Genomic DNA, 13,129 nt, shown 5'->3' on the forward strand with positions numbered 1-13,129 from the left:
ACCTTACTTAGCTGTATTTAGAGACGATTGAGTTGACTGCCAATTAGAACGGATCAGCATTTCAAGTTCATCCACTACATCTTTGATATTTTCTTGCGCACGAAGTAGTGACTCACGACTAGCTAAGCTATCTGACGTTTTTTGATCAAAAATGGTATTAAAAGATGATGAGCTGGCAGTAATTGCCGAACTATGATTAATTGGATAACTCATTACTTGGCGACCAAATGCACTACGAACATCTTTAACGATGTCACGCTGTGAATGGTTTCCTTTAACATAGTTAGTCACTAAGAATTGCATGAAATCCCAACCTTGGTGGCCAAGCGCAGCAACTGTATGGTAGATCTCACCTAATCGTTTTAAGTATTTATTATTTGCATCAAAGTCTACAGCTTCTGGATGAACCGGAATTAGCATAGACGTAGAAGCCATTAATGCATTATAAAACATAAAGTTAAGAGATGGAGCTGTATCAATTAGTATTATGTCAAATTGATCTTTTACCGGTTCAATAACTTTTTCGAGCAATTTATGATAGTGACGTGTTTTATCGTAACTAGAGCTATCTTTTAATAAAGTTGCTGTTTCATGCTCAAAGTAAAAGTCATCCATCCCAGAAGGCAAAATACGAATATTAGGTATATGGGTAGGTAAGAAAGAGTTTGATACTAACTCATCCCAGGTTTCGTTTTCATCGAGTTCAATACAGTCACGCATTAAATCGCCCACAGTGATTGGGTCTGGCTCACTAGGTGGAAAGAAACTTGATGAAGAGCCTTGTGGATCAAGGTCAATAATACCGATTCGATAGCGTTTAATATTGGTAGTAGCTAGAGCTGCGGCAATATTTACCATGCTCGTCGTTTTACCACAGCCACCTTTTAATGAGTTAATAACGATAACTTGTAATTTATCATCAACGGTACGGTGATCAGGTTTAATATCCATGATATCAGCCATAGCAAAAATATTTACTAAGGTATATGCATAGTGGCCATTTGCACCACGTTTGATATCAAGTGCATCAAAGTCACCATTATCATGACGGCGTTTTAAGGTACGATTATTACAACCTAATAAATCAGCGGCTGCTTTTTGTGTGTAAGTACGAAGTTCTTTTTCTTCAGACTTTAGATGAGCACGATAATGTTGAATACGTCCTTCTAGCGATTTTTCAGCAACTTCTGCTGTCGCTTTTAGTAACCTATAAGTGGCTAGCGCATTATTATTGATAGACATACTTTCTTCCTCGAAGTTATGCTTTAAGTATAATGTCCATTCAAATTGCTGTAAACAAGTATTTAAGGCGACATACCTTTTATTTATAAGACATTTAATAAAAATTTGTAACTTTACTGATGCTAAGTATAAATAAGTAAGTTTAATATAGGTTAAGTATATAGGTATATAAGGTTAAGATGCTAAAATAGTGAAATATATAACTGATTTAATTGAATATTTACTAAAAAGCCAGATCGTGTTTTTACTTGGTAAAGATCAGATCTTTAATGACTCGCAGATCAGCCAATTACTAAGCAAAAAATGAGATTTAGAGTTATGCACAGCTTAAACACTGATTTACTCACAAAAATGGTGGCATAGATCAAATTTTTACTAACTAAATTATAAAGTTATGCACCGAGAGCATGACTAGAATGCCCTATAAGTTGGTATGGATCTGATCTATAGTTGGTACAGATCAGATCTATGCTAACTTAGAAGCTGTTTATCCACATGGTGTTTTAAAAAAGCAATTTATGTCGTGTTAATTTACTTTAAAAGGGGTATTAACAAGACATAATTTGAACTGAGTTAGTAAAATTGCGACCTATCAACTATAACTTAGTAAAAATCTGATCTGAAAATCAGCAATTACGAAGGAGTTAGTATAAAACTGATCCGAACAAATAAATTATGATCGGATCAAGTTTATACTAACTTAAACATTTAACTTTTGAAGTTTTATGTGTTGTTATTAACTGTCGAAGAAAAATTGGAAATAAGAACAATGAGCCGAAAGGTCAACATCTCGGTAGATAACTTACCCGATACATTACGCGGGCAGATCCACGGGGTGGAAAGTGCAATAGATAATGAAAGTCTTGCACTATTTACAGACAACAAAGATGTGCGTGTTTCAATTGAAAATGCTGCACATGGTTTGAGAGCTTACTCAAATACATTTAATCATTATGATTTATGGGGACGATTTGTCCGTTCTGGTCATAAGAAGCTTCCGGTTGAAGAAGCACCAAAGAAAACCATCGTTACACGAAAAATCTCTGAAAAAGTAGACGGCATTCTGTATGATGGTGAAATCAAAATTACACCTGCGGTAGTAAGCACAAGGAAAGATGGTGAAGATGTTGAATATCTTGTTTGGCCATCTGATCGAGAAGAAAAAGTCGAACGTGCCTTAATTCGTTTAGCCTCTAAAGGAAAAATTGTAAAAATCAATTTTAAGTCTGGTATTCAATACGCAGTTGTTTTTTCAATGAATGAATTAGCACAAGAGCTGAAAGCTGTTGGCCAGTCGATGCCTTATCCGCAAATCAAAGAATCATTAGAAGCATTACAAGGTTCTAAGCTTTCTTTTAAATATTCAGCAACAGATACTCGTAACTCTGATATTGATGACTCATTTTACGAATCGAACATGAACTTTTTATCGTCACTTCATTTTAGTGGCAAAAAAGGTCAGGGTGGTAACGTAAAATGTGTAGCTTGTTTGAATGCCTTCGTTCATAACATGATCGATAACCTTGAATACAAAGGTTACTACTTTAATAGTGCTCAAGAATTAAAACGTGGTTTATCTCGTTGGATGATGCTTCGTTTATATCATTTGTGGCGTTATGCGGCACCGGGTAAGACCTACCATTTCCGACTATTATCGATTATGGAAAAATATGGCTCTATTTATTCAACAGACGAAATAACCGAGAATAAATTAAAAGCTTTGCGTCGTGATATGACTACGACAATGAAAGACTTAATTGAGAAAGGTGCAATCTCTGAATATAACATTACCAATGTTAAAGATGACAAAACGGGTAATATTATTGATTACACATATGAGATGCATCCATCTGATCAATTTTGTGATGAGATTCTTACACTTAATAAGCATAACAAACGAATCGAAATTCAAGGTGGAAAACGCATTGTTGAAAATGCTGTTTTAATCGATGAAGATAAAATTGAAGAAATAGTCGAAGACTAAATTTTTAAATACTACTAACTATAAAGTAAAGGCCACGTATGTGGCCTTTTTAACATAATCAATTTGTTACTTGTTCTAAGTAAAGTCTATCAACTAAGAAATCATATTCTCTCTTACGAGGGTGACTTACAGGTTTTTGATAATCAGTTAATGTACCAAGTTTTACATCTGGTTCTGTGTTTATCAAAATAAAAGGTAAAGCAGCACTAACATGATACCGATTTTGCGCTGTATATCTCACATTAACCTGTGGGCTAACTCTTGTTGGTCTACGAATTCGCAATTTTTCTTTATCACCTAAACTTGCAACACGACTTTGCTCTTGTGCAACTAGCGCTTGCCAAGCGTGTTGGTCGATCATTCTTGGATTAGAATAACTTGCCGATTTATCCAACATTGCTAAGGCCATTTTTTTTGTTAGCGTTTTAGTTGCGTGTTTGTGCATCCAAGTAAAACGAACAGAGTAGGGCGATTCAGTTTCAAAATGGATCTTACGATATGCTGAAAGGGTAATGAGATTTGGCACTGCATTGTGAACCGCTTCAAACCGCGCATCATTATTATCGATAGCTAAAATACTATTTTTAAAATCAGCTTTGGCTTTATTTAATTGATTTATCCTTGCAATGAAATGTTGCTTATCGACATCTTTTAAAACTAATAAGCCTGGATGCCTTTTTAATACTCGACTACTTAATCCTGACTTTTTATAAAAATCACCAAAGGAATTTAGAATTAATTTATGAGCATCATCGCCTTCAATTTTATGTACACTAATTGAAGAAGGAACTTTTTTTTCGTCTTTTATAGCGATATCTGGCAGTTGATAATATGATGCCTTATGAAAACCTACTTCCTTTAATTCTTCACAAAACAAATGAGTTAACTCACTTACTAAATCAAACTGACTGCGTATTTCTAACTTGGTACTCATAGGAACACATCTTACTTAAAGTTAATTCTATTCTAACCTTGTCTCCTGACTAATTAAAGCCAATTTTTATCTCAATGCTAACCTTATATTTAATTTAAACTAAGTATGATGTGTTCCTTAATTTATTAACTAGTACAAGTTTCTAATTTGATCAATGTAGAATTAAAAATGATATTTTATACATGTAAAGCTGAGGTTACACTATGGCTACACTTAAGTAAGATGTGTTCTTTGTTATTTGGTAGTGAAAAATGCTATCAAATAGGCCTAACCAACTGGTTTGGAACAATAAAATGTTAGAACTCTATTTGTTAATACCTAAACTATTTATCAAATAACGAAATAATCGTAAATAGCTGAATATTGTCCTTGAACTTAGTACCTGCAATAAGTTAGTTTTCGTTAACGGTCTATGTTAGGAATGAGGAAAGAACATGCAATCGTGGAACCCAGACAGCTGGAGAAAACTGCCGATACTTCAGCAGCCAGAGTACCCAGATCAAAAAGCCCTTAAATCAGTTGAAGGGCAATTAAAAAGCGCACCACCTTTGGTATTTGCTGAAGAGACGCGTAGCTTATACAAACAACTAGAAGCTGTATGTGAAGGCAGAGCCTTCTTATTACAAGGTGGTGATTGTGCAGAGTCATTTAGTGACTTTAATGCAGCAAATATCCGCGATACATTTAAAACACTTTTACAAATGGCCGTTGTTTTAACTTATGGTGGTAAATGCCCAGTAGTTAAAATTGCTCGTATGGCTGGTCAGTACGCTAAGCCACGCTCATCTGATTACGAAACGATCGACGGTGTTTCATTACCTTCGTATCGTGGTGACATTATCAATAACTTTGAATTTACAGAGCAATCGCGCGTACCTGATCCACAGCGTTTGATGACGGCTTATCATCACAGTGCTGCAACGCTAAATTTATTACGCGCTTTCGCGCAAGGTGGTTTAGCCGATTTACACCAAGTAAATCGCTGGAACATGGGCTTTGTTGCTGCAAATCCGCTTAAAGAGAAATACCAACAGCTAGCTGACAGAATTCAAGATGCGCTTGAATTTATGGAAGTGTGTGGTATCGACTCAACCGTTGCACCAAGCTTAAAAGAAACAGACTTATTTACATCACACGAAGCGTTATTATTAGGCTACGAAGAAGCACTAACACGCCGTGACCACCTATCAGGTGACTGGTACGATTGTTCTGCACACTTTGTTTGGATTGGTGAGCGTACACGTCAACTTGATCATGCACACATCGAATTCTTTAAAGGTATTAAAAACCCTATCGGTGTTAAAGTTGGCCCAGGTATGGACCCAGATGAGCTAATCAAACTTATCGATGCAGTTAACCCAGATAACATTCCAGGTCGCTTAACGTTAATTACACGAATGGGCGCTGATGTTCTTCCAGAGAAACTACCGGCACTGGTACGTAAAGTACAACAAGAAGGCCGTAAAGTTATTTGGAGCTCAGATCCTATGCATGGCAATACTGAGAAAGCGAGTTCAGGTTATAAAACACGTAGCTTTAATAATATTCTTCGTGAAATTAGCCAGTTCTTCGCAGTTCACAAAGCTGAAGGTTCTTACCCAGGTGGTGTTCACCTTGAAATGACTGGCCAGCATGTGACTGAATGTACGGGTGGTGCATATGGTTTATCTGATGAAGATTTAGCACAACGCTACCGCACACAGTGCGATCCACGCTTAAATGCAGATCAAGTTTTAGAACTAGGTTTCTTAGTTGCTGATTTATTAAAAGAAGCACGTAAGTAACACTAAGTTATCCAAAAAAGGCTGCATACTGCAGCCTTTTTTAATGTCCGATACTAAAATAAGTTAGTACTTACGTCTTTCAAGGCCTGTATCAGATATAATCTTTGCAGAAATTTCTTCTACTGAATGATGAGTTGAATTTAAAAATTGAATCTTCTGCTTTTTATAAAGCATTTCTACTTCTCGCACTTCAATACGACACTGTTTTAAAGACGCATATTTTGAATTTGCCATACGACGCTGGCGAATATCCGCAAGGCGTACAGGGTCAATTGTTAAACCAAATAGTTTATGTTTGTAAGCTTTTAAACATTCAGGCAGTGTGCCTCTTTCTAAATCATCTTCGGTTAGCGGGTAATTAGCCGCTTTAATACCATATTGTAATGCCAGGTATAAACTAGTCGGTGTTTTACCGCTTCGGCTAACACCCACTAAAATAATGTCAGCTTCAGCGTAGTTTTTAATGTTAGCGCCATCATCATTGGTCAACGCATAGTTAACCGCATCAATACGAAAGTCATAACTTTTCTCGTGCATCGAATGCGTTCTATGTACTTTTGGTACTGGCGCAACTTTTAACTCTTGAGAAATTTTATCACTGTATTGTGATAAAAAGTCATAACAAACCGCGCAAGACGATTTAATAATTTCACTTAGCTCGTGGTTCACAAAAGTAAAGAACACGAGTGGCTGTTCACCGTCACGTTGCGCCGTTGAATTAATTAAGTTTTTAACTTCATTCGCTTTTTTTTCTGTTTCAACAAAAGGAATTGTTTTGTGATTAAACTCCACAGGAAACATAGATAAGGTCGCATGACCAAACACTTCAGAGGTGATCGCTGTTCCATCAGAGATATAAAATGCAGTTCTCATATTTAACCTTTTTATTACCTTTATCTGCAAAATAGGGGCTTCACGGTTTACGTGAGGTCTGTTGCCAGTGTAGAATGACTACGACCTTTTTAGAAGGTTTTCTTTCTTAACTCTCACAGTTAGTACTACAATTTGTTTATGGAGAAAGATCCGTGCAAGAATACGTTCTCTGGTATCAAGAGCTTGGTATGCAAGATGTTCCTCGTGTTGGCGGTAAAAACGCTTCACTAGGTGAAATGATCTCAAACCTAGCTAACGCTGGTGTTCAAGTGCCAGGTGGTTTCGCTACAACCGCTGATGCATTCAATGAGTTTCTAGAGCAATCTGGTTTAAACTCAAAAATCCACGATATTTTAGACACATTGGATGTGGATGATGTAAATACACTCGCTAAAGTCGGTGCCGAAATCCGCCAATGGATTATTGATACACCATTCCAACCTAACCTAGACCAAGCCATCCGCGACGCATATAGCCAACTTCATGGCGACGCATCACAAGATGTTTCATTTGCAGTTCGCTCATCTGCTACAGCAGAAGACATGCCAGACGCTTCATTCGCAGGACAACAAGAAACGTTTTTAAACGTACGTGGTATTGATGCAGTAATGACTGCCATCAAACACGTGTTTGCCTCACTATTTAATGACCGCGCTATTTCTTACCGTGTTCACCAAGGTTATGACCACCGTGGTGTTGCACTATCAGCTGGTATCCAACGCATGGTTCGTTCAGATAAAGCAGCTTCAGGTGTTATGTTCAGTATTGATACTGAATCTGGCTTCGAAGATGTTGTATTTGTAACTTCAAGCTATGGTCTTGGTGAAATGGTTGTACAGGGTGCTGTAAACCCAGATGAATTTTATGTTCATAAACCAACACTTGCTAACGGAAACCCTGCGGTAGTTCGCCGTAATATTGGTTCAAAAGCAATCCAAATGATTTACTCTGCCGATGAATCACATGGTAAGCAAGTTGAAATTGTAGATGTAGATTCGTCACTTTCAAACAAATTCTCAATCACAGATGCTGAAGTTCAAGAACTTGCAAAGCAAGCTGTGATCATCGAAAAGCACTACGGTCGTCCAATGGACATCGAGTGGGCAAAAGACGGCAACGACGATAAACTTTATATTGTTCAAGCTCGTCCAGAAACAGTTCGTTCAAACGAAGACGCTAACGTAATGGAGCGTTTCCAATTAAATGGTACAAGCACAGTTGTTGCTGAAGGCCGTGCAATTGGCCATAAAATTGGTTCAGGTACAGTGCGCGTACTCGATTCAATTGATGAAATGGACAAAGTACAACAAGGTGACATTCTAGTTACTGACATGACTGACCCAGACTGGGAGCCAATCATGAAACGTGCCGCAGCGATTGTTACAAACCGTGGTGGCCGTACTTGTCACGCAGCGATCATTGCTCGTGAATTAGGTATTCCTGCAGTTGTTGGTTGTGGTAATGCAACTGATTTAATTAAAGCAGGCCAAGATGTAACTGTATCATGTGCCGAAGGTGACACAGGTTATATCTACGAAGGTATTTTAGATTACGAAGTACTTACTTCACGTGTTGATGAAATGCCAGAATTACCAATGAAAGTTATGATGAACGTCGGTAACCCTGATCGTGCATTTGACTTTGCACGCTTACCACATGCAGGTGTAGGTCTAGCGCGTGTTGAATTCGTAATCAACCGTATGATTGGTGTTCACCCTAAAGCACTTCTTAACTTTGATGCACAATCTGACGAGCTAAAAGCTGAAATCTCAGAAATGATGGCAGGTTACGAATCACCTGTAGAATTCTATATTTCTAAGTTAGTTGAAGGTATTGCAACACTTGGTTGTGCGTTTGCACCTGAGCGTGTAATCGTTCGTATGTCTGACTTCAAATCAAACGAATATGCAAACCTTGTTGGCGGCCAGCAATACGAGCCGGAAGAAGAAAACCCAATGATTGGTTTCCGAGGTGCAGCACGTTATATCTCTGAAGATTTCCGAGACTGTTTCGCGTTAGAGTGTGAAGCGATTAAACGTGTTCGCAACGAAATGGGTATGACTAATATTGAAATCATGATCCCATTTGTTCGTACGCTTGAAGAAGGTAAGCGCGTTATTGAATTACTTGAAGAACATGGCCTTAAACGTGGCGAAAATGGACTAAAAGTAATTATGATGTGTGAATTACCATCAAACGCATTACTTGCAGATGAGTTCTTAGAATATTTTGATGGTTTCTCTATCGGTTCAAACGACTTAACTCAGTTAACATTAGGTCTTGACCGTGACTCAGGTTTAATTGCACATCTATTTGATGAGCGTAACCCTGCAATCAAGAAACTATTATCAATGGCTATTCAAACTGCTAAAGCAAAAGGCAAATACGTAGGTATTTGTGGTCAAGGTCCTTCAGATCATGAAGACTTTGCAGCTTGGTTAGTTGAGCAGGGCATTGATTCTGTTTCTCTAAACCCAGATACAGTATTAGAAACTTGGTTATATCTTGCTAAGAAATTAGCCGACTAAGTACTTTATTTAACTAAAATAAAGGTTCTAATATAAAAAATGCCAGCACTTAGCTGGCATTTTGTTACTTCGAAGGGCGTGTTGTCCTTTTATGATTGATTTTGCAGCAGTGTGTTTGGTATTTAGGCAAGGCAGAGCCTGTGTAGTGTGGTTGTTCCACATAAATAGGTGATAACGCAGCATCAATGCCAAACACGCGCTGCCCTTCGGGTTCTTTCTAGGGGCGATTAACTCTTTGTTGCTCGATTTTTACTTAGTCCACTAGGTTACAAATCTCGCGCCGCGATTAAATCGCCCCTAGAGTGAACAAAGTCTAATCTACAAAGGACAACACGCCCTTTAAATCAGCGTGCAAGTTTTTTATCGATATAAGCACATGACTTAGTCAGAGCCTTTTGGCACAAGGTTAAATAATCACGCGCTTTAGGATAATAAAAAGATAAACAGAAAAGCCCTGCAATAAAGAAGATCAGCGACGGTCCGGGAATAATGACAAAAACTAAACCCAATAACATGCACAAGGCACCTAAACTGATTAATGCAATTTTTTTCATCTGACTATCTCATTTGCTGCTTTAATACACAGTATAAAAGTATTGCCCCCGAAATCGATAAAAAGAGTGTTACAAACTGTAAAATCTTCAATTTATCTTAGCTATTAGCATGATATAATTTGCAAAATGCCTTAATTTATCACCGTCATGATAGCAACAATAAGCCAACAACAAGCCGCCACAGAACTCGTATCTAATTACTTAGAAACAATTAAAAAACAAGGTTTTAGTGGTGATACCGATGCAAGCTTTTCTACACGTTTAAGTTTATCGACCGATAACAGCGTTTACCAACAGGTACCTCAAGGTGTCATCTTTCCAAAATCAGCAAAAGACATACAACTTGCTATGCAAATTGCTTCACGTGATCCGTTTTTATCACTGACTTTTGGTCCACGCGGAGGCGGTACAGGTACTAATGGCCAGTCGCTAACCCCAGGTATAGTTGTTGATTTATCTCGCTACATGCGTGAAATCTTAGAAATAAATGTTGAAGAAAACTGGGTGCGCGTGCAAACGGGTGTAATAAAAGACCAATTAAACGACTTTTTGCGTCCTTATGGTTTTTTCTTTGCGCCTGATTTATCAACAAGTAACCGCGCAACAATCGGTGGAATGATAAATACAGATGCATCAGGTCAAGGCTCTTTGGTTTATGGCAAAACAAGTGATCACGTTTTAGGCCTGACAACCTATCTTGTTGATGGCACTGAAATGTCAACAACTCCAATGCCTGTTGAAAAAGCAAAAGTAATTGCTGAACAAAACACGACAGTAGGTAAGTTATATAAAACAGTTCTTGATATTGGCCTTGAGAATCGAGACGCTATTTTAGAAAAATTCCCACGCTTAAACCGTTTTCTTACCGGCTATGATTTAGAACATATTTTTTCTGATGATTTACAAACCTTTGATATGAGCCGATTAATTACTGGTTCTGAAGGTTCATTAGGTATTGTCACTGAAGCAAAACTAAATATTACGCCCATTGCTGAATTTAAGACATTAATAAATATCAAATACGATAGCTTTGATTCTGCACTTCGTCATTCACCATTTCTAGTTGCAGCAAATGCAACGTCTGTAGAAACAGTCGATAGCAAAGTACTTAACCTTGCTCGAGAAGATATAATTTGGCATTCAGTATCGGACTTAATAACCGATGTTGAAAATAAAGATATGCAAGGGCTCAACATGGTTGAGTTTAATGCGGTTTCACCAGAAGACATAAGAGATAAAGTAGACACTCTTTGTAAGTTACTTGATGAATGTGTTGAAAAACAAACGAATGGCGTGATCGGTTATCAGTTAACAAATGATAAAGCTGATATTTTAAAAATTTATGCAATGCGTAAAAAGTCAGTAGGTCTTTTAGGTAATGTAAAAGGCAGTCAAAAACCGTTAGCTTTTGCTGAAGATACTGCAGTACCTCCAGAAAACCTAGCAGATTTTATAGTCGAGTTTCGTGAACTTCTCGATAACCACAACCTACAATATGGTATGTTCGGTCATGTTGATGCCGGAGTATTACACGTACGACCTGCACTAGATATGTGTGACCCTGAGCAAGAAAAATTACTTCGTCATATTTCAGATGAAGTCGTTAAACTGACTGCAAAATATGGCGGCTTGATGTGGGGTGAGCACGGCAAAGGCTATCGAAGTGAATATGGCCCTGAGTTTTTCGGCGAGCATTTATTTACACAACTTCGAAAAATCAAAGCGGCATTTGATCCAAATAACAGAGTAAACCCAGGTAAAATCTGTACGCCAATTGAAAGTAAAGACTCACTCGTTTCTGTTGATGATCAAAAGCGTGCCTGGTTCGACAAAGAAATTTCTATCGATGTTAAAACAGAATTTAATAACGCGATGACCTGTAATGGTAATGGTCTGTGTTTTAACTACGATGAAAAATCACCAATGTGTCCATCTTATAAAGTAACAGGTGACCGCCGTTATTCACCTAAAGGTCGCGCAAGTTTAATGCGCGAATGGTTGCGACTTCAAGAATCTGAAAATATTGATTTACTCAATGTCGAAAAAGAATTAGTTAATGGCGAAGTAATCACTTGGTGGGAACGCTATCAACATAGTCGCGATAAGAAAAAAGGTGTTTATGATTTCTCTCACGAAGTGAAAGAATCAATGGATGAATGTTTAGCTTGTAAAGCATGTACTACTGCATGTCCAATTAAAGTTGATGTACCAACATTCCGTTCACGCTTTTTAAATTTCTACCATAGTTATTATGCTCGCCCAGCAAAAGATTACTTAGTTGCAGGCATCGAACAAACTGCGCCGGTGATGGCAAAGTTTGCTAAAGTGGTAAATCCAATTGTAAATACAAAGCTTGTTTCAGGTTTAATTAAAAATACCATTGGTTATGTTGATACGCCAAGCTTAAGCGTACCGCAACTTTCTAAACGTATTTCTAAAGATCAGCAATTTAATTTTGAATTACTTAATTCGCTTTCAAAAGAACAACAAGCAGAGTATGTACTAATAGTTCAAGATCCATTCACTAGTTTTTACGAAGCTGAATTAGTCGAAAGCTTTATTAAAGTGATTAAAGCGCTAGGCAAAAAACCGATGCTATTACCGTTTAAACCAAATGGTAAAGCTCAGCATGTAAAAGGTTTTTTAAATGAATTTAAAACAACAGCAAAAAATGCAGCTGAGTTTTTAAATTCATTGAGTGAAATCAACGCTCCTTTAGTTGGGCTCGATGCATCTTTGGTTATGTGTTACAGAGATGAGTATGTCTCAATATTAAAAGATCAGCGTGGTGACTTTAAAGTTGAATTAGCTCATGAATGGCTTCAAACACAAAACTTTAAACAAGTTAATCTTGCCACTACAACGAATTCGCCATTTAAATTATTAAGTCATTGTACTGAAACAACAGCAATGCCGAATGCTTCTAAAGTTTGGCAAACCATTTTTGCTGATCTAAATTTACAGCTCGAAACTACCAGTACGGGTTGTTGTGGTATGGCCGGAACGTACGGCCACGAAAAGCAAAACCAAGAAAATTCACGCGCTCTTTATGAAATGAGTTGGCAACCAATTATTTCTAATAATGAGCCTGAAACTATTTTAGCAACTGGCTTTTCTTGTCGTAGCCAAGTGAAACGCTATGAAAAATTTAAACCAAAGCACCCACTGCAATTAATTGCAGAGTTGCTTTAAGTTTTAAAAAAATAATAAAGGCGCTTATTAACGCGCCT

The 13,129-nt window shown here is 37.5% G+C and carries 8 protein-coding genes; 4 read left to right on the top strand and 4 right to left on the bottom strand.

The features are described 5' to 3' along the window. Positions 1–3: 3 nt before the first annotated feature. Positions 4–1,242, bottom strand: coding sequence for an AAA family ATPase (locus tag KQP93_RS19700; RefSeq protein ID WP_175081417.1), 1,239 nt, complete (start codon positions 1,240–1,242; stop codon positions 4–6). 769 nt (positions 1,243–2,011) lie between these two features. On the opposite strand from KQP93_RS19700, the gene KQP93_RS19705 reads away from it, so the two are divergent. Beyond that, on the top strand, positions 2,012–3,226 hold the full coding sequence (locus KQP93_RS19705) for a hypothetical protein (protein ID WP_054563104.1): 1,215 nt from the start codon (positions 2,012–2,014) through the stop codon (positions 3,224–3,226). Between the two features lie 58 nt (positions 3,227–3,284). Here the strand turns inward: KQP93_RS19705 and KQP93_RS19710 are convergent, their stop codons facing one another. After that, positions 3,285–4,160 carry a DNA replication terminus site-binding protein gene (locus KQP93_RS19710; protein WP_217876859.1) on the bottom strand — a complete coding sequence of 292 codons (876 nt, stop codon included), beginning with the start codon at positions 4,158–4,160 and terminating at the stop codon, positions 3,285–3,287. A 434-nt stretch (positions 4,161–4,594) separates the two neighbouring features. Between KQP93_RS19710 and KQP93_RS19715 the strand changes: the two genes are divergently transcribed. Next, positions 4,595–5,944, top strand: a complete 1,350-nt coding sequence (locus KQP93_RS19715; RefSeq protein WP_217876860.1) for a class II 3-deoxy-7-phosphoheptulonate synthase — start codon at positions 4,595–4,597, stop codon at positions 5,942–5,944. A 63-nt stretch (positions 5,945–6,007) separates the two neighbouring features. On the opposite strand, the gene ppsR is transcribed toward KQP93_RS19715, so the two are convergent. Continuing rightward, positions 6,008–6,817: a posphoenolpyruvate synthetase regulatory kinase/phosphorylase PpsR gene (ppsR, locus tag KQP93_RS19720; RefSeq protein WP_217876861.1), complete on the bottom strand. Its 810-nt coding sequence runs from the start codon at positions 6,815–6,817 to the stop codon at positions 6,008–6,010. 152 nt (positions 6,818–6,969) lie between these two features. On the opposite strand from ppsR, the gene ppsA reads away from it, so the two are divergent. After that, complete coding sequence (gene ppsA, locus KQP93_RS19725; protein ID WP_217876862.1) at positions 6,970–9,345, top strand: phosphoenolpyruvate synthase; 2,376 nt, start codon at positions 6,970–6,972, stop codon at positions 9,343–9,345. Positions 9,346–9,689: 344 nt separating this feature from the next. On the opposite strand, the gene KQP93_RS19730 is transcribed toward ppsA, so the two are convergent. Next, on the bottom strand, positions 9,690–9,899 hold the full coding sequence (locus KQP93_RS19730; RefSeq protein WP_054553331.1) for a PGPGW domain-containing protein: 210 nt from the start codon (positions 9,897–9,899) through the stop codon (positions 9,690–9,692). A gap of 147 nt (positions 9,900–10,046) precedes the next feature. Here KQP93_RS19730 and ydiJ point away from each other — a divergent pair, with 147 nt between their 5' ends. Beyond that, positions 10,047–13,091 (top strand): D-2-hydroxyglutarate dehydrogenase YdiJ, encoded by a 3,045-nt coding sequence (gene ydiJ, locus KQP93_RS19735; protein ID WP_217876863.1) that lies wholly within the window; start codon positions 10,047–10,049, stop codon positions 13,089–13,091. Positions 13,092–13,129: the final 38 nt, after the last annotated feature.

It is taken from the genome of Pseudoalteromonas shioyasakiensis, from assembly GCF_019134595.1.
Classification (GTDB): domain Bacteria; phylum Pseudomonadota; class Gammaproteobacteria; order Enterobacterales; family Alteromonadaceae; genus Pseudoalteromonas; species Pseudoalteromonas shioyasakiensis_A.